This is a genomic window from Streptococcus didelphis DSM 15616, from assembly GCF_000380005.1.
In the GTDB taxonomy this organism is placed as follows: Bacteria; Bacillota; Bacilli; order Lactobacillales; family Streptococcaceae; genus Streptococcus; species Streptococcus didelphis.
Genome location: NZ_KB904188.1, coordinates 608537 through 627539, shown reverse-complemented (window position 1 = coordinate 627539; position 19003 = coordinate 608537). Strand labels below are relative to the sequence as shown.

Genomic DNA, 19003 nt, shown 5'->3' with positions numbered 1-19003 from the left:
GTGTTATAATTTTATAAAAATACTTACTTTAGATATAGTATTAGCTAAAGTAGAGAAAGTGTCCTCTTATGAAACAATGGATGAAAATGGCAGATCAGAGTCAGGTATATGTAGAAGATATAGGTGAGGGATTTCCTATTTTATTTTTACATGGTAATAATAAAAATAGCCGTTATTTCAAACGTCAAAAGGAACTATCCAAGGAATTTCGCTTGATTTTTATTGATAGCCGTGGCCATGGCTATTCCATACGAAACAGAAGAAGGCCCTTAACCTTCCCACAATTAGCAAATGACATTGAAACAGTTCTGGACAATTTATCGATTTCTTCTTGCCTTATTGTAGGCCATAGTGATGGAGGGAATGTTGCTTTAACTTATGTGCAAACATATCCAGATCGAGTTGCGGGCCTTTTGTTAAATGGTAGTAATTTTAGGTTTTTTGGACTAGGGTCGCTGGTAAAATTAGGGGTCAAAATAGAAATTGCCCTACTAAAGTTCTTAGCTCAATTTTCTAGCTATTTCAAAGATAAATTAGCCGTAGCCACGTTATTAGCAGAAGATGTTTCGGTTAATAGGGATAGATTAAACAGCTTTTGCAAACCAACCTTAGTTCTTGTTGGGGAAAAGGATATGATTGACTATAGTCATTCACAAGAAATGGCTAATTTTTTTCCTAAGGGTAAGTTAGAAATTGTTGAGGGCATGGGACATAACATTGCTAATAAGAATCCAAAGTTATTTAATGACTATATCAAGCAACTGATCCTCCAAATCCAGAAAGGAAAAAATTAATGAAGAAATTTATTCAGTTTATCAAAAAATGGGAATTTACCATTAAACTCATATTTTTTATATCGGTTTTGGTATTGGTTATAAATGAAATCATAAGGTTATCAAAGACCATATCCATATCAGAGCTTAGCCATATATTTGCACAGTTATCTCCTCTTGCAATTGCTACTATGGGATTGTTAGGCCTCTTTGCCCTCCTTCCTATGTTAGCCTATGATATTATCTTAAATAAGGAAATCAAGAGTCAATTTCCTTTGAAATATATTTTAGAAACCAGTTGGACTATTAATTCCTTTAATAATCTTATTGGTTTTGCAGGACTTGTTGATATTGGCTTACGCTATTCTTTTTACTCTAATGAAGAAAATACGGAACAAAGTATGCAGGGGATTTCACGTGTCATACCTTATTTTATGACAGGTTTTTCTCTCTTTGCTTTATTTGCCTTAGGGATTGTTACCTTTCTTCCTACGGATGAGAGTATTGTGCAATATTGGCCCCTTCTGTTAGCAATCGCCTCTTATTTACCTTTTATCTTAATAATTTCCAGTCAAAAGAAATTGCCTTATTTTGGGCAATTAGGGAAATCTTCAATTGTAACTTTACTAGCAAGTTCTTTTTTGGAATGGTTAGGAGTTTGGATTGTTTTTGTTAGTATTGGCAGTCTGATGGGGATCCATCTACCTATTTTAAGTGTTTTTCCTATTTTGGTAATTGCTCATTCTGTAGGGATTTTATCAATGATTCCCGGTGGAATTGGAAGTTTTGACCTTATGATGATGACAGGTTTAACAGGACTTGGTCTTCAGAGTACTCAAGTAATTGCTTGGATTTTACTTTTCCGACTCTTTTATTACATTCTTCCTTTTTTTATAGGAATCTTTTTCTTTATAAAACATATGGGTGGCCGTTTAAATGAAAAATATCTAGGTTTACCAGATAAATTAACACAATTACTGATTGAAAATGGTGAAATCCTCTTTCTAAGGCTATTTGGCTTTTTTATGATTTTATCTGCTTTAATTCCTGATAAGGTTGGGCACTTACCTTTGATTGGCAAGCTAGACCCCATTCAAGCACAGTTAATCTGGCAGTTTCCAAGTATTCTACTTGGTGGCTTGTTTTTTATCTTAGCACGTTTTGTAAGAAGTCGTCTAAGTTTTTCCATATCTTTTAGTCATTTTCTCTTTTTCATAACTATTATTTATATTAATTTAAATGATCTATCTATTCCAACGAGTTTCTTTCTCATACTAGCTTATCTAATGATTTTTAGTATCAGAAAAGGTTTGAACCGAAAAGTCTTTATTTATACTTGGGAAAGTTTAAGTAAAGATGTTCTCCTTTTTGCCACTACTTTACTGGTATTTTTGATTTCAGGGGGTTATCATATTTTAGCCATCAGTCATCAAAGTCATAAAGTTAGTTTTACGCATTATGTAATTTCCTGGAGTCATATTTTTATTCTAGCAATCATTAGTCTTTTGGTTTACTATGTGGTTATTAGTTTAGCTAGCAGACATAAGCCAGAGATTGGAAGTGTACTTGATTCGGAACGTTTCACGCAATTAGTAGATAGATATCCCACTGATAGTGAAGCTAGTCTAGCTTATCTTGGTGATAAATTATTGTATTGGTATCAGGTTCAAGAAGAAGACCGTATTGTTTTTCAATTCTCTATCAAAAATAATAAATGTATTGTTATGTCAGACCCTATTGGTGATTTGACTTACGTAAGAGAAGCGATAGCTGACTTTATCAGACATGCTAAAAGACAAAACATGACCTTGATTTTCTATGAAGTAAGTCATGAAACCACCATACTGTTGCATGATTTTGGATATGAATTTATGAAGTTTGGTGAAAGTGCCCGACTTGATTTAAGAACCTTTTCTTTAGAAGGCAAGCAGCATAAGAAATATCGCTCTGCAATTAATAAAATAGAAGCAAAAGGGTATTATTTTCAAGTGTTAAAAGCCCCTCATAGCCAGGAATTGCTAGAAGACTTAAGAGCTGTCTCTACTAGTTGGTTAAATGGTAGAAAAGAAAAGGGTTTTTCCCTTGGTTTTTTTAAAGTAGATTATCTTCAATTGGCGCCATTAGCAGTGGTGAAAGATAGTTCAGGACAAATTGTGGCATTTGTTAATTTCTTACCTACTAATAATAATAAAGTTGCTAGCATTGATTTGATGCGTTATCATCTGGAGTTAGCACCTAATGGTATAATGGACTATTTATTTGTTAATCTGTTCCTTTATTTTAAAGAAGCAGGTGTTGATTACTTTGATTTAGGAATGGCTCCCCTTTCTAATGTCGGTAATATGGAAGATAGTTTCCTACAAGAAAAATTAGCATATCTTATTTATTCCCTATCTTCTCGTTTTTACTCTTTTGCTGGTTTGAGACAGTATAAGCAAAAATTCAACCCTATTTGGCAATCTAAATATATTGCTTACCCGAGACAAAATTGGTTGATTTATGATATGATTGCTATTTTCTTAATAGATAATCAAGCTAAGTCCTCTTAATGTTTTTAAAGTCAAAAGACACTTAAGTTGTATGAACTACCCTAGAAAAGTTAGCTAAAAAACTAACAATTAGGCCTAGTTTACTAACATGAGTGTCTTTTTATATGACTAGTGTGTGAAAAAAAGAAGTTTTGTTGACAAAGGTATCTATTTAATACGATACTCTTCTAATTTTGAAGAGTTAATGGTAAAAGTCCCTTTTTTATTTTTGATGATTAGACCTTCTTGACGGAATTCCTTAAAGATTTCTAAAAGATGACGGTAACTGACTCCCAAATAATCACAAGCAATAGTATGCTTTTCGCTATAAGTGTTGTTATAGGAGGCATCTAGGATAAAAGTAGCTAAACGGTATTTAAGTTGGTAGCTTTAATTTTTGGAAAAGTGTTCGCTTCTCTCTAATAATTTTTTCCCAATAAATTGACTCATTGTAAGAAGAAAATCAGAATGAGTGAGAAGTTCTGATACTACCAAATTTGCAGGAATAGCTAGTAACTGACTATTACCAATAGCAACAAGATCTTTTATCTCATCTTCAATACCTAAAAAGCTTAGTTCTCCTATCCAATCCCCTTTTTTAAAAAATGGGGTAGGACTGTCTTACTATTTTCTGAAAGATAGGAAATTTTTAATTTACCATTGATAATGTAGTAAAGATGAGTGAGCTTTTGTCCACAATGGTTAAGACACTCCTTGTTTTTAAGTTCTAAGTCTTGGGATTTTTCAAGGACTGATTGAGTTAAACAGGCTAAGCTTTCAGTATACATTTTTTATTTTTCTCCAAACTATGAGGTTTCTCATACCTATTTTATCTTAAAATCGCTAAAATGTAAGTGTAAAGCCTAAGTTGGAGTTTTTTCTGATTCTTTTCGATCTAGATCATACCTTATTAGATTTTGATTTAGCCGAGGAAGTAGCCTTAACAGAATTATTAAAGGAATACAACGTTAAGGATATTGCAGCCTATAAAAATTATTATCGTCCTATGAATAAAGCTATGTGGCGTGCTTTGGAATTAAAAGAAATGACTAAGTCGGAATTAGTGAATACACGTTTTGCCAAACTTTTTGCCCATTTTAATATTGAGGTAGATGGCGTAAGCTTAGCTCAGACTTACCAGACTCATTTACAAAAGCAAGGGCAAACCTATTCAGGAGCAGCAGAGCTTCTCAAGGCTTTGTCTACAGTAGGCTATCAGCTTTTTGCAGTAACTAACGGTATTACGGATATTCAAATGGGGTGTTTGCAGGCATCTGATATTAAGCACTATTTTTCCGATATTTTCATTTCTGAACAGGCTGCTAGTCAAAAACCAGATAAGTATTTCTTTGATTGGATTGGCCAGAGGATTCCTCATTATCAGAGACATAAAACCTTAATGATTGGTGATAGTCTCACTGCTGATATTCAGGGAGGAAATAATGCAGGTATCGATACTGTTTGGTATAATCCAAACCACTTACAAAATAATAGTAATGCTCAAACTACCTTTGAAATTAGTAGCTTTAAGGAACTTGGGCAACTGCTGTTACCTCAACCATCTTAAAATATTCCGTAGCAGATTTTTGAAATCGATTCCAAATTCTGCTAAACTGAGGGTAATACAGAAGGAGGCATTATTATGGCTTATAAAACTATTTATCCTTACACTAATGAAGTTCTTCATGAATACGATAATATGACCAATCAGGAATTGGAAGATATCCTAGAATCGGCTCATCTTCTTTATAAAAAATGGCGTAAAGAAGACAGTTTAGAAGATAGGAAGACACAGTTACATCAAGTTGCAACAATTTTACGTCGTGATCGTGATAAGTATGCTGAAATCATGACCAAGGATATGGGAAAATTGTTTAGCGAAGCACAAGGGGAAGTTGACCTATGTGCAGATATTGCTGACTATTATGCAGATAAGGCTGATGACTTTTTAGCTCCAGTACCAGTAGAAACGGATTCAGGGGATGCCTACTATCTCAAACAAGCTACAGGTGTCTTAATGGCTGTTGAACCTTGGAATTTCCCTTACTATCAAATCATGCGTGTCTTTGCACCAAACTTTATTGTTGGTAACCCAATGCTATTAAAACATGCTTCAATTTGTCCACGCTCTGCAAAGGCTTTTGAAGAATTAGTTCTTGAAGCTGGTATTGAAAAGGGAGCCTTTACAAACTTATTTGTTACTTATGATCAAGTGTCATCTATTATTGCTGACAAGCGTGTAGCAGGAGCCTGCTTGACAGGTTCTGAACGTGGTGGAGCTTCCATTGCTGAGGCAGCTGGTAAGAATTTGAAAAAATCTACCCTAGAACTTGGTGGTAATGATGCCTTTATTGTCTTAGATGATGCAGATTGGGATGAACTGGAAAAAATCCTCTTCTTTGCTCGCCTTTATAATGCTGGTCAAGTATGTACCTCATCTAAACGCTTTATTGTCATGGAAAAAGATCATGAACGTTTCCTTGACTTGATTACAAAAGTCTTTAAAACTGCTAAATGGGGTGACCCTATGGACCCAGAAACTAGCCTAGCACCTCTGTCTTCTCAAGCTGCCAAAGAAGATACTTTAAAACAAATCAAACTTGCTTTGGATAATGGGGCTGAATTAGTATATGGTAATGAAGCAATTGATCATCCAGGTAACTTTGTTATGCCAACAATCATTACTGGAATTACTAAAGAAAACCCAATTTTCCATCAAGAAATATTTGGACCAGTAGCTTCTGTTTATAAAGTTGCTTCTGAAGAAGAAGCTATAGAACTTGCTAATGATTCTAAATATGGTTTAGGTAGTACTGTCTTTAGTAGTGATGCAAAACATGCACAAGAAGTTGCAGCTAAAATTGAAACCGGTATGACCTTTATTAATTCTGGTTGGGCTAGTCTTCCTGAACTTCCATTTGGTGGTATTAAGAATTCTGGTTACGGACGCGAATTAAGTGAACTCGGCTTTGATGCTTTTGTCAATGAGCATTTAATCTATACTCCAAAAAAATAGGCTCTATCCTATTCAAAAGACTTAGCAGCTATTAGTCTGTTAGGTCTTTTTTCTGGCCTAAAATCTCATTATATGTGGGGAATAATCTTTTTAGATTTATTCAGGAGTGGAACACACCGTGGGGATTAGAGTAAGCTAGTTCTTTTTTAGGCCAAAAGACATAAATTTTGATAAAATAGGGTCATGAATGAACTGATTAAGCACAAGTTAGAATTATTACCAGATAGTCCAGGTTGTTATCTGCATAAAGATAAGAATGGCACCATTATTTATGTTGGTAAGGCTAAAAATTTACGTAATAGGGTAAGGTCTTATTTTCGAGGAAGCCATGATACCAAAACAGAAATCCTGGTTTCTGAAATTGAAGACTTTGAATTTATTGTTACAAGTTCTAATACAGAAGCTCTGCTCTTGGAGATTAATCTTATCCAAGAAAATATGCCCAAGTATAATATCAAACTTAAGGATGATAAGTCTTACCCCTTTATTAAGATTACCAGTGATGTTTTCCCTCGCTTATTAATTACCAGACAGATTAAAAAAAATGATGGCCTCTATTTTGGCCCCTACCCAGATTCCTATACTGCCAACGAAGTCAAAAAGCTCTTAGATAGGATTTTTCCCTTTAAGAAATGTAAGAATCCCGTTAACAAGGTATGCTTTTATTATCACTTAGGGCAATGCAATGCCCATACCATTTGCCATACAGATAAGGCATATTGGGACAGCCTAGTGGATGACGTTAAACAGTTCTTAAATGGTAAGGATGATAAGATTCTTAATTCCTTGAAAGATAAGATGTTAACAGCTTCTCAAGCTATGGAATTTGAAAGAGCAGCAGAGTACAGAGACTTGATTTCTGGCATTGCTACTATGAGAACTAAGCAAAGGGTCATGAGTAAAGACCTCCAAGATAGGGATATCTTTGGTTATTATGTCGATAAGGGCTGGATGTGTGTACAAGTTTTCTTTGTTAGACAAGGTAAATTAATCCAACGGGATGTCAACCTTTTTCCATATTATAATGAAGCAGAAGAAGATTTTTTAACCTATATAGGGCAGTTTTATCAAGATAAAAAGCATTTTCTACCTAAGGAGGTCTTTATTCCTTCTAATATTGACCAAGAATTGGTAGAGGCAGTTGTTCCTACTAAAATTATTAAGCCACAAAAAGGAGAAAAGAAACAATTAGTAGCTTTAGCAACTAAAAATGCCAGAGTCAGTCTCCAGCAAAAGTTTGATCTTTTGGAAAAAGATTTGAAAAAAACACAGGGTGCTGTTGAAAATTTGGCCAATCTCCTAGCTATTAAGGTGCCAAGAAGGATTGAAGCCTTTGATAATTCTAATATTCAAGGGACCAGTCCTGTTGCTGCCATGGTTGTTTTTGTAGATGGTAAACCAAGTAAAAAAGACTATCGTAAGTTTAAAATAAAAACTGTCCAAGGCCCTGATGATTACGCAAGTATGAGAGAGGTAATTTACCGTCGCTACAGTCGTGTTCTCAAGGATGATTTGCAGGCTCCGGATTTGATTATTATTGATGGTGGTCAAGGCCAAGTTAATGTAGCTAAGGATGTTATTAGGAATCAGCTTGGTTTGACTATTCCTGTTGCTGGCCTACAAAAAAACGATAAGCATCAAACTCAAGAGTTACTTTTTGGAGATCCTTTGACCGTTATTAATCTTCCACGAAATTCAGAAGAATTTTTCTTGCTTCATCGCATTCAAGATGAGGTGCACCGCTTTGCTATTACCTTCCATAGGCAGGTTAGAAGTAAAAACTCTTTTTCATCAAAATTGGATGCTATTGCTGGACTTGGTCCGAAAAGAAAACAATTATTATTGAAAGTATTTAAAAGTCTACCTAATATTGAAAAAGCAAGCTTAGAAGATATTATAGCCATAGGGATTCCTAGAAAAGTAGCAGAAGAGCTTAAGGAAAAATTTTCTAAGCATTAAGTATTAATAAGTTACAAATATGTTTAAAGAGGTAATGATTTCCTGTAAATGAGGCTATAGACATTAACTGATACCATAAAAAAAACCAGCACATGTAATCATGTATTGGTTTTTATGATGTGATTTTAGGGGCATCTTCATTTTCTTCTACTTGGTATAATAAGGGGTTAGAAAAGTAGCAAGAAAATAGAGCTAATTAGTATTATAAGTGAAATGCACAACGTTCCCTATTTTTTATAGAAGAAGTTAAAGCTATTTTATGGTAAAATAGTAAAAACTAAAAATTCAGAATAGATAGGAAGTTCCATATGAAATTTCTTGAGTTAAATAAAAAACGCCATGCTGTTAAATCTTTTAATAATCAGCCAGTTGATTACAAAGATTTGCGAACTGCCATTGAAATTGCTACCTTGGCTCCAAGTGCAAATAACATTCAACCATGGAAATTTGTCATTGTTAAAGAAAAAAAGGCTGAGTTAGCTAAGGATATGGTCTTAGGTAATAAAAAGCAAATTGAAGAAGCTCAGTATGTAGTAGCTATTTTCTCAGATACAGATTTAGTACAAAGGTCTCGTAAAATTGCCCGTATTGGGGTTAAGTCGCTCCCAGATGATTTAATTGGCTACTATATGGAAACTCTGCCTCCGCGTTATGCTGCCTATGATGATATTACTAAAGGTGAGTATTTAGCTTTTAATTCTGGCTTAGTTGCAATGAATTTGGTCCTAGCTCTCACTGACCAAAAGATAGCTTCAAACATGATCTTAGGCTTTGACAAGAGCCAAACCAATGCCATTTTAGACGTCGATAAACGTTTCCGCCCAGAAATTCTCATAACAGTCGGCTATAGTGATCAGGTTGTAGAACCAAGCTACCGTTTGCCTGTGGATGAACTTATTGAAAAGCGTTAAGAGACTCAGGCGAAGTAATTAGTAGAGAACTTATTCTAAGTTAAAAATTGATAAATAAAGGCAATTAAAAAATAAAGGAGAAATGTGATGATTGATTTTAAAGCAGAAGTTGATAAACGAAAAGAAGCCATGCTCGAAGACCTTATGAACATGCTACGCATTAATTCAGAACGTGATGATTCCCAAGCAGATGAAAAGCATCCTTTTGGACCAGGACCTGTTAAGGCTTTGGAGCATTTTTTAGCCATGGCAGAGCGAGATGGTTACAAGACACGTAATATTGATAATTACGCTGGTGATTTTGAGTTTGGTCAGGGAGATCAAGTGCTTGGTATTTTTGGACACTTAGATGTTGTTCCTGCAGGAAGTGGCTGGGATACAGCCCCCTATGAACCAGTAATTAAAGACAATAAGATTTATGCGCGTGGCTCATCTGATGATAAAGGCCCTACCTTAGCGTGTTATTATGCTCTTAAAATTATTAAGGAGTTAGGCTTACCAGTTTCTAAAAAGGTTCGTTTTGTAGTTGGTACAGATGAAGAATCTGGTTGGGGCGATATGGACTATTATTTTGCTCACAATGGCTTAAAGAATCCTGATTTTGGTTTTTCACCTGATGCAGAGTTTCCAATTATCAATGGGGAAAAAGGTAATATCACAGAGTATCTTCATTTTAATGGTCAGAATCAGGGAGCCTTTGTCCTTCATTCCTTTAAGGGTGGACTTCGCGAAAATATGGTCCCAGAATCTGCAAAGGCAGTAATCAGTTCTGTACATCCTCTTAATGTGCTTCAAGCTTCTTTAGAACAATTTTTATCAGAACATAAGGTTGATGGTTCTATTGAAGCAAATGGTTCCGATATTGAAGTAACAATTATTGGTAAGTCTGCCCATGGATCAACACCAGAACTTGGTATAAATGGTGCAACCTTACTAGCAAAATATCTAAACCAATTTGATTTCCAAGGCCCTGCAAAAGCCTTTCTAAGCATCGCAGGTGATACTCTGCATGAGGATTTTGATGCTCAAAAACTTGGTTTAGCCTATAGTGATGATAAGATGGGTGCTCTTAGCATGAATGCTGGTGTCTTTAACTTTGACAAAGATTCAAATGATAATACCATCGCCTTAAATTTCCGTTACCCTAAAGGAACAGATGCAGCTACTCTCAAAGCGGGCTTAGAAAAACTAGAAGGTATTAGTGGCGTAAGTCTATCAGAACATGAGCATAAACCACATTATGTGCCAATAGATGATGACTTGGTTTCAACCTTGTTAAGTGTCTATGAAAAGCAAACAGGTTTGAAAGGCTATGAACAAGTTATTGGTGGGGGAACCTTTGGTCGTTTGTTAGAACGTGGTGTTGCCTTTGGAGCAATGTTCCCAGGTGATGAAAATACTATGCACCAGGCTAATGAATATATGCCATTAGACAATATCTTTAGATCAGCAGCTATTTATGCAGAAGCTATCTACGAGTTAATTAAATAAGAATAGAAAAACTGGAAGTTCATTTGAGCTTCCAGTTTTTGCTTTCTAAGTATAAGAAATTATTTGTAGAAATTCTAGACAATTCTTACTATTTTCCTAAACAAAATTGACTAAAAAGTTGTGTGATAAGTTCATCAGGAGCAGCTTCCCCAGTAATTTCACCAAGGATTTCCCAGGTTCTGGTGAGGTCAACTTGGAGGAGATCAACTGGCATGTCCATTGCTAATCCTTCATTAACAGCCTGTAAGCTAGCAACAGCCTTTTCAATCAAGGAAATATGTCTTGCGTTAGAAAGATAAGTAGCATCTTGTTCTACTAGACCAGCATTATCAAAGAAGATGTGATTAATTCTATCTTCGATAAGATTAATATTTTCATTATTAATAACAGAAATAGGAATACTATCCTTTGGTAGTAGGTCTCGTTCGATTTTTTCAGGTAAATCTGTTTTATTAAGTAGAATAATTCGATTTGCATCCTTACTTAGATCTAAGAGCATTTTATCTTCTGAGGTCAGTTCTTCAGAAGCATTTAGGACAAGTAGGACTAAATCAGCTTCATTTAATGCTTTTTTAGAACGTTCCACTCCGATTTTTTCGACAAAATCTTCAGTTTCACGTATTCCAGCTGTATCAACTAGTTTTAAAGGAACACCCTTGATATTGACATATTCTTCAATAACATCACGAGTAGTACCTGCAATATCAGTGACAATAGCTTTTTCTTCACGTAAAAGGTTATTGAGTAAGCTTGATTTTCCAACATTTGGGCGACCAATGATTGCTGTAGAAAGTCCTTCTCTTAAGATTTTTCCTCGTTTAGCTGTACGTAAGAGATTTTCTAAGAGACTTTGGAATTCACTTGTTTTTTCTTTTAGGAGGGCAGTTGTCATTTCCTCAACATCATCATATTCAGGGTAGTCAATATTAACTTCAACCTGAGCTAAGGTATTGAGGATTTCTTGGCGTGTCTTGCTTATGAGCTGTGATAAGGAACCGTCTAGTTGTTTGACGGCAATATTCATAGCCTTATCAGTTTTAGCTCTTATAATATCCATGACAGCCTCAGCCTGGGTCAAGTCGACACGTCCATTTAAGAAAGCACGCTTAGTGAATTCTCCTGGCTCTGCCATGCGTGCACCATGCTTAATTAGGAGTTGTAAAATTTCATTGGTAACAGCGATACCACCGTGGGTATTAATTTCCACAACATTTTCTCGAGTGAAGGTTTTAGGTGCTAACATCACTGTAAGCATAACCTCATCAAGAATTTCATTTTTTTGAGGGTCAATAATATGCCCATAGTTGATTGTATGAGAAGAAACTGTTCTTAGGTCTTTTCCCTTAAATACTTTTTGAGCAATTGTTAGGGCATCTGTTCCTGATAGACGCACAATACCAATTGCCCCCTCCCCTAGAGGTGTTGAAATAGCAGTAATTGTATCAAATTCTTTAGTTATAGTCATGTCTTTTATTTTAGAATAAGTCTGACTATAAAGCAAGGTTTTCACTTGCAAAATGAAGCCCTCTAATCTTAATTTTACAAACAGTTTCAGAATTCCCATTAACAAGTTGGCGCTTTCATGTTATAATAAAGTGCTAGAAGACATTTGTTTAAGGAGGAACCATGGAAGCGCTCAAAAAAATTGCTGGTGTCAAAGCTGCGCAATATGTAGAAGATGGAATGACCATTGGTCTAGGAACTGGATCAACTGCTTATTTCTTTGTAGAGGAAATTGGACGACGTGTAAAAGAAGAAGGTTTGCAAGTGATTGGTGTAACAACATCCAGTGCAACCACTAAGCAGGCTCAAGAATTAGGCATTCCTTTAAAATCTGTAGATGACATTGACTCAATTGACGTGACTGTAGATGGTGCTGATGAAGTTGATAAATGTTTTAATGGGATTAAAGGCGGCGGCGCGGCCTTACTAATGGAAAAGATTGTAGCGACTCCTACTAAAGACTATATTTGGGTTGTTGATGAATCTAAAATGGTTGATTATCTTGGGGCCTTTAAATTACCAGTAGAGGTTGTTCAATATGGCGCAGAGCGACTCTATCGTGTTTTTGAAAAGCAGGGCTATGAACCATCCTTTAGAATGAAAGATAATAAGCGACTGCTAACAGATATGCAAAATTTTATCATCGATCTAAACTTAAAATGCATAAAAGATCCACTAGCATTTGGAGAAATGCTTGATAAGACAGTCGGTGTTGTTGAGCATGGCTTATTTAATCAAATGGTTGATAAGGTGATTGTGGCTGGAAGAGATGGTGTCAAGGTTCTAGAAGCTCCCACTAACAAATAAGTCCCAGATTACTAATTCTTATTAACTAAACTATTATAATTAATCTTAACAAATAAAGGAGAGATGAGAGATGTCATTGCTAAGTAAAATTAATGAAACAAAAGCTTATTTACAGTCAAAAGGGATTGAAAAACCTGACTTTGGTCTTATTCTAGGATCAGGCCTTGGTGAATTGGCAGAAGAAGTTGAAAATTCTATTGTAATTGACTACGCAGATATTCCCAATTGGGGCCAATCAACAGTTGTTGGCCATGCAGGTAAGCTAGTTTATGGGGAATTATCTGGTCGTAAGGTTTTAGCCTTACAAGGACGCTTTCATTATTATGAAGGAAATCCTATTGAAACAGTAACCTTCCCAGTCCGTGTAATGAAGGCCTTAGGAGCTACTGGTCTTATTGTAACCAATGCTGCTGGTGGTATTGGTTATGGCCCAGGAACCCTAATGGCGATTACTGATCATATTAATCTTACAGGTAATAATCCTCTTATTGGTGAAAACCTTGAAGAATTTGGCCCCCGTTTTCCTGATATGTCAGATGCTTATACCACATCATACCGTCAAGTAGCAAATAAGGTAGCTGACCAACTAGGAATTAAACTTGAAGGTGGTGTCTATTTAGGAGTTTCTGGTCCAACTTATGAAACACCTGCAGAAATACGGGCCTTTAAAACAATGGGAGCAGATGCTGTTGGAATGTCAACGGTACCAGAAGTTATCGTAGCTGTCCATTCTGGTATGAAGGTATTAGGAATTTCAGCTATTACTAACTTTGCAGCAGGTTTCCAATCTGAATTAAATCATGCTGAAGTGGTTGAAGTGACTGAGAAAATCAAAGAGAACTTTAAAGGCCTAATCAAGGCAATTCTTAAAGAACTATAATTTAGAAAAAGTAGCAAGTATTTTTATGTTTATAAAAAATTAAAAATAAAGAAAGGAGTGGGAGCTGGTTTAATAAATAAACTTAAGCAAATGATGGACCAAAGCTAATCTTTAAATATTCGTCAAAATCCACGTTTGTCAGCTCCTATATCACTATTATGTCAATTCACATTTCCGCAGAAAAAGGTCAAATTGCAGATAAAATCTTACTACCAGGTGATCCTCTAAGAGCAAAATTCATTGCTGAAAACTTCCTAGAAGATTCTGTCTGCTTTAATGAAATCCGTAATATGTTTGGCTATACTGGAACCTATAAGGGACACAAGGTATCGGTTATGGGTACAGGAATGGGTATGCCATCCATCCATATTTACGCCCGTGAACTTATTGTAGATTACGGTGTCAAAAAGTTAATTCGTGTTGGTACAGCAGGTGCTATCGACCCTGATGTACATGTAAGAGATTTAGTTTTAGCTCAAGCTGCGGCAACAAATTCAAATATGATTCGTAATGACTTTCCAGAATTTGATTTCCCACAAATTGCAGACTTTGAATTATTAGACAAGGCATATCATATTGCCAAAAAGTATGGTATGACAACTCATGTGGGAAATGTCTTATCTACTGATGTCTTCTATTCTAATAAGCCAGAAAGAGCTATGGAACTGGGTAAATTAGGTGTTAAAGCTATCGAAATGGAAGCAGCAGCCCTTTACTATCTTGCCACACAACACAAGGTACAGGCACTTGGTATCATGACTATTTCTGATAATCTCAATGACTCATCTGAAGACACTAGTGCCGAAGAACGCCAAACAACCTTTACAGATATGATGAAGGTGGGCTTGGAAACACTTATTGCTAATGACTGAACTTGAAAAAACAATAGACATCCTCTTGGATGTCTATGCTTATAATCATGTCTTTAAAATAGCCAAGCAAATTCCCGATTTTTCTTCAGAGTCTTTATATTTAATAGAACTTCTAAAGGAAAGAAGAGAATTAAACCTGAATTTTTTGTATGAGCATGCAAAAGAAAATCAAGTCATTGAAGAGAAGTGGGGAATTGACTTGCTTTTAAACACTGAGATTGAGGATGAGCAGATTGCCAACTATATTTTAGATTTAGAAGTTAAGGTTAAAAATGGAGATATCATTGACTTTGTTCGGTCTGTTTCCCCTATTCTTTATCGACTCTTCTTACGATTAGCCAGAAAAGAAATTGCTCAATTTGATCTTTATATCATCGACTCTAAAAGTGACCAATACGATACTTGGAATTTTAAGGCAATGCAAGAAGCTCACAATCCTATTTTTGAGAAGTATCTCAGCCAGAAACAAAGCCGTAATATTACTAGCAAGAGTTTAGCTGATATTCTACAATTTTCTCAACTGCCTCAAGAGATAAAAGAGACTGTTAAAGAGTTACGAAAATTTGAAAAATCTGTTCGTAATCCCCTTGCTCATCTTATCAAAGCCTTTGATGAGGAGGAATTATATCGGACCACACGGTTTTCTTCCCAGACATTTTTGGATAAGATTATTGCCTTAGCAAGCTTTTCAGGAGTCAACTATCAAAGACAGCCATTTTATTTTGACCAGATTAATAGGATTATTGAAGGTCAAGTAATTAAAAAATAAGATAAAAAACTGAAGTAACTATCTAGTGATCTCAAAGTTAGATTCTCTGTCTAATTTAAGGGACCAAATAATTAGTCTTCAGTTTTTTTGATGTTAATAAAATAAACTTTGTTCAACTTCTTTAGGGAGTTTTTTTGGTAAACTTGGTTTCTTTGATTAAATAGTCAATAAATTTTTCACCCATATGGGATAGGTTGGCTTTTCCGTGTTTAATATAAACAATCTCAATAATCTCAGGGACATTTAAAGGTATAGCTACGATATGGTTACCATTAAGTTGACTGTTTAATATCCCACTTGCTACTGTATAGCCATCTAAACCAATCATAAGATTAAATAAAGTAGCACGATCACTTACTACTATTGATTTACGATGTGTCAGATGAGCCATCATTTCTTCTGAAAAGTAGAAGGAGTTATGTAAGCCTTGATCATAGCTGAGATAAGGAAAGGCTTCTAAGTCAGCCAATTCTAAATAGTCCCGATCAGCTAGTGGATGACTCTCACTGACAAATATATGAGGGTGAGTAGTAAAGAGAGGCTTGGAAACAAGATGGTTATCCTCAAAAAGTTTTGTTAGGACATCCTTGTTATAGTCATTAAGAAAGAGGACACCTATCTCAGAACGAAAGTTTTTGACATCATCAATAATTTCCCAGGTTCTTGTTTCCCTTAAAAACAGTTCATATTGGGTCATATCTGTTTCTCTCAGCAAGGAAACAAAAGCATTCACAACAAAGGCATAGTGTTGGGAGGAAACACTAAATAGTTCTCGATTGCTATTATAATTTTTATAACGGTCTTCTAACAAGGAAGTCTGTTCAATAATCTGTCTAGCATAGGAAAGAAACTCTACACCATCCTTGGTCAGAGTAATTCCTTTAGGATGACGATTAAAAATCTTAATTCTCATTTCCTTTTCTAGATCTTTAACAGCATTTGATAAACTCGGCTGAGTAATAAATAATTGCTTGGCGGCCTCATTCATGGAGCCACATTCTACAATTTTAATAATGTAGTGTAATTGTTGTAATCTCATAAAAACAGTCTATCTTAAAAAAAATATTCTTGCAAGTTAGAAAGAAGAAAACGTCTCCTGAAGCAATCATAATAGCTAAATATAAGGCTTATGACAAGAAAATAATGTCAAGTTATAATTCATTGGCTTTTAATAAATTAACAAATATTTTAAAAATTATAAGTTAATTAAATTGTTTCAAATTGCAATTTTTTTAACAAGATGCTATAATTATCTAAATTTCTATGTGTAAATTAGAATTTGGAGAGTAAGAATGACAAGACAATCTAGACACACACAAAGCTCCACAAGTGAACCAAGCAATAGCTTTTCAATGATTAATTTAGTTTTATTAAGTCTTTATACTATTTTGTCAGTCATTGTTATTTTTATGATGTACAGCTATAACTTTTTAGCTTTTCGGCATCTCAATAGTATTGTAGGTTTTTTAATCTTAGTTCTTTTCTTACTCTCTTTAATTCTTATTATTCTAAAAAAGGCTAAGCTTTTTACCATGCTTAGTCTGATAATAAGTAACCTCATCTTAGTGGCGATGTTATTTACCTTTAAATCCACTATTGATTTCACTGCCAAATTAAATAAAACAGCTTCTTTTTCAGAGGTTGAAATGTCAGTGGTGGTTCCTAAGGATAGTCCCTTACATTCTATTTCAGATGTCAAAAGTCTTGAAGCGCCAACTTCTAGCGATAGCAGTAATATTGATAGCTTGCTAGAGCAAATTAAAAAGGATAAGCAAGTTGCTATCGAAAAAACAGAAGTTGCATCCTATCAAAAGGCCTATGAGAATTTGTTAGAGGGAAGTTCTCAGGCAATGGTTATGAATCAAGCTTACATTTCCCTAATTGAGCAAAATCACAGTGACTATAAAGAAAAAGTAAAGACCCTCTATAGTTATAAAATAAAAAAAGAAATTAAAACCAAGTCATCAAAAGCTAACAAGTCTGGTGTTTTTAATGTTTATATTAGCGGGATTGACACCTATGGTCCGATTTCGACAGTATCAAGGTCAGATGTTAATATCATTATGACAGTGAATATGAATACTCATAAGGTCTTACTAACAACAACTCCACGTGACTCCTATGTTAAAATCCCAGACGGCGGGGGAGATCAATATGATAAATTAACACATGCGGGCATTTATGGGGTCGAAACCTCAATGAAGACCTTGGAAAATCTTTATAATATTGACATTAATTACTATGCGAGAATTAACTTCACATCCTTTATCACACTTATTGATTTATTAGGAGGAATTGAGGTTCAAAATGATCATGCCTTCTCTGCAGGGGACTATGATTTCGCTAAAGGTTCCATTACACTCAACTCAGAACAAGCTTTGAGATTTGTCAGGGAACGTAAATCTTTAGAAGGTGGGGATAATGATCGTGGTAAAAATCAAGAAAAGGTAATTGCTGCAATTATTAATAAGTTAACAACCATTAAATCACCTGCTCAGTTTTCTTCAATTGTAAATGGATTACAAAATTCAATCCAAACAAACTTAAGTTTAAATCAAATGATGTCTATTGCAAATGCAGAACTAGGAAATAAAGATTCCTATAATATTGAATCTCAAGATGTCTTAGGTACTGGATCAACCGGCCAATTGCCTTCATATGCTATGCCGGCATCAAGCCTTTACATGTACAAATTAGATGATTTCAGTCTTGAACAAGCCAAGCAAAAAATAAATACAACTATGGAGGAACATAAATGATTGATATTCATTCCCACATTGTTTTTGATGTGGATGATGGTCCACTGACAATCGAGGAAAGTTTATTATTGATTGAAGAAAGCTACCGACAAGGTGTGCGAACAATCGTTTCCACCTCCCATCGCCGAAAAGGCATGTTTGAAACGCCCGAAGATGATATCTTAAATAAATTTAATCATGTAAAAAGAGAAGCAGAAAAACAATTTGAAGGTCTTTCTATTCTCTATGGTGGTGAACTTTATTTTACAAGAGATACCTTGGAGAATTTGGAACATAAACTGATACCAACCATGAATAATAGTCGTTTTGCTTTAATTGAGTTTTCGATGGCAACACCTTGGAAGGAAATCCATCTAGCCCTATCACAGATTCTCATGTTGGGTATTACACCCATTCTTGCCCATATCGAACGTTATGATGCTCTTGCCTTTAAGGCAGAGCGGGTTCAAGAAATCATTGATATGGGTTGCTATACACAAATTAATAGTGTGCATGTGTTAAAGGCCAAGCTTTTTGGAGATCCTTTAAAGGTATTTAAAAAGCGAGCTAAATATTTCTTAGATGCAGATTTAGTGCACTGTGTAGCTAGTGACATGCACAACCTAACCAAGCGTCCACCTTTTATGCAAGAAGCATATAAGAAAATTGTAAAAGACTATGGTTTGAGACGTGCACAGGAGCTCTTTGAAAGCAATGCACAAACTCTTATTGACAATAACTACTTATAGGAGAAAA

At 35.1% G+C, this 19003-nt stretch carries 16 protein-coding genes; 13 read left to right on the top strand and 3 right to left on the bottom strand.

Annotation, left to right across the window (positions count from 1 at the left end):
• The first annotated feature begins 68 nt into the window (after positions 1 to 68).
• Together A3GU_RS0103150 and mprF are read left to right on the top strand one after the other, a co-directional pair.
• Positions 69 to 794 (top strand): alpha/beta fold hydrolase, encoded by a 726-nt coding sequence (locus tag A3GU_RS0103150; protein WP_018366093.1) that lies wholly within the window; start codon positions 69 to 71, stop codon positions 792 to 794.
• Positions 794 to 3322, top strand: a complete 2529-nt coding sequence (mprF, locus tag A3GU_RS0103145) for a bifunctional lysylphosphatidylglycerol flippase/synthetase MprF (RefSeq protein WP_018366092.1) — start codon at positions 794 to 796, stop codon at positions 3320 to 3322. Before A3GU_RS0103150 ends, mprF begins: the two co-directional genes overlap by 1 nt.
• A 560-nt stretch (positions 3323 to 3882) precedes the next feature.
• On the opposite strand, the gene A3GU_RS09915 is transcribed toward mprF, so the two are convergent.
• Entirely contained in the window at positions 3883 to 4089 is a 207-nt protein-coding gene (locus tag A3GU_RS09915) for a cyclic nucleotide-binding domain-containing protein (protein ID WP_018366091.1), read from the bottom strand.
• An 80-nt stretch (positions 4090 to 4169) separates the two neighbouring features.
• Here A3GU_RS09915 and pynA point away from each other — a divergent pair, with 80 nt between their 5' ends.
• The 5 genes from pynA (at position 4170) to pepV (ending at position 10678) form a co-directional block, all read left to right on the top strand.
• Complete coding sequence (pynA, locus tag A3GU_RS0103135) at positions 4170 to 4868, top strand: pyrimidine 5'-nucleotidase PynA (RefSeq protein WP_018366090.1); 699 nt, start codon at positions 4170 to 4172, stop codon at positions 4866 to 4868.
• A gap of 75 nt (positions 4869 to 4943) precedes the next feature.
• The gene (locus A3GU_RS0103130; protein ID WP_018366089.1) at positions 4944 to 6317 is read left to right on the top strand and encodes an NAD-dependent succinate-semialdehyde dehydrogenase; all 1374 of its coding nucleotides are present in this window, start codon (positions 4944 to 4946) and stop codon (positions 6315 to 6317) included.
• A 183-nt stretch (positions 6318 to 6500) separates the two neighbouring features.
• Positions 6501 to 8276 (top strand): excinuclease ABC subunit UvrC, encoded by a 1776-nt coding sequence (uvrC, locus tag A3GU_RS0103125; RefSeq protein ID WP_018366088.1) that lies wholly within the window; start codon positions 6501 to 6503, stop codon positions 8274 to 8276.
• Positions 8277 to 8584: 308 nt separating this feature from the next.
• Positions 8585 to 9187, top strand: a complete 603-nt coding sequence (locus A3GU_RS0103120) for a nitroreductase family protein (protein ID WP_018366087.1) — start codon at positions 8585 to 8587, stop codon at positions 9185 to 9187.
• 87 nt (positions 9188 to 9274) lie between these two features.
• Complete coding sequence (gene pepV, locus A3GU_RS0103115) at positions 9275 to 10678, top strand: dipeptidase PepV (protein WP_018366086.1); 1404 nt, start codon at positions 9275 to 9277, stop codon at positions 10676 to 10678.
• An 88-nt stretch (positions 10679 to 10766) separates the two neighbouring features.
• Here pepV and mnmE read toward each other — a convergent pair whose 3' ends face one another.
• A complete protein-coding gene (gene mnmE, locus A3GU_RS0103110; RefSeq protein WP_026216428.1) occupies positions 10767 to 12143 on the bottom strand; it encodes a tRNA uridine-5-carboxymethylaminomethyl(34) synthesis GTPase MnmE in 1377 nt (458 codons plus the stop codon).
• 161 nt (positions 12144 to 12304) lie between these two features.
• Here mnmE and rpiA point away from each other — a divergent pair, with 161 nt between their 5' ends.
• From rpiA to A3GU_RS0103090, 4 genes are all read left to right on the top strand, one after another.
• Entirely contained in the window at positions 12305 to 12988 is a 684-nt protein-coding gene (gene rpiA, locus A3GU_RS0103105; RefSeq protein WP_018366084.1) for a ribose-5-phosphate isomerase RpiA, read from the top strand.
• A 70-nt stretch (positions 12989 to 13058) separates the two neighbouring features.
• Positions 13059 to 13868, top strand: a complete 810-nt coding sequence (locus A3GU_RS0103100) for a purine-nucleoside phosphorylase (RefSeq protein ID WP_018366083.1) — start codon at positions 13059 to 13061, stop codon at positions 13866 to 13868.
• 158 nt (positions 13869 to 14026) lie between these two features.
• Positions 14027 to 14740 carry a purine-nucleoside phosphorylase gene (deoD, locus tag A3GU_RS0103095; RefSeq protein ID WP_018366082.1) on the top strand — a complete coding sequence of 238 codons (714 nt, stop codon included), beginning with the start codon at positions 14027 to 14029 and terminating at the stop codon, positions 14738 to 14740.
• Positions 14733 to 15509: a hypothetical protein gene (locus A3GU_RS0103090; RefSeq protein WP_018366081.1), complete on the top strand. Its 777-nt coding sequence runs from the start codon at positions 14733 to 14735 to the stop codon at positions 15507 to 15509. The genes deoD and A3GU_RS0103090 overlap by 8 nt, the downstream gene beginning before the upstream one ends.
• Positions 15510 to 15630: 121 nt before the next feature.
• Here A3GU_RS0103090 and A3GU_RS0103085 read toward each other — a convergent pair whose 3' ends face one another.
• Positions 15631 to 16548, bottom strand: coding sequence for a LysR family transcriptional regulator (locus tag A3GU_RS0103085; protein WP_026216427.1), 918 nt, complete (start codon positions 16546 to 16548; stop codon positions 15631 to 15633).
• Positions 16549 to 16801: 253 nt separating this feature from the next.
• Between A3GU_RS0103085 and cpsA the strand changes: the two genes are divergently transcribed.
• A complete protein-coding gene (cpsA, locus tag A3GU_RS0103080) occupies positions 16802 to 18268 on the top strand; it encodes an LCP family glycopolymer transferase CpsA (RefSeq protein ID WP_018366079.1) in 1467 nt (488 codons plus the stop codon).
• Entirely contained in the window at positions 18265 to 18996 is a 732-nt protein-coding gene (gene cps4B / locus A3GU_RS0103075) for a capsular polysaccharide biosynthesis protein Cps4B (protein ID WP_018366078.1), read from the top strand. Before cpsA ends, cps4B begins: the two co-directional genes overlap by 4 nt.
• The last annotated feature ends 7 nt before the right edge of the window (positions 18997 to 19003 follow it).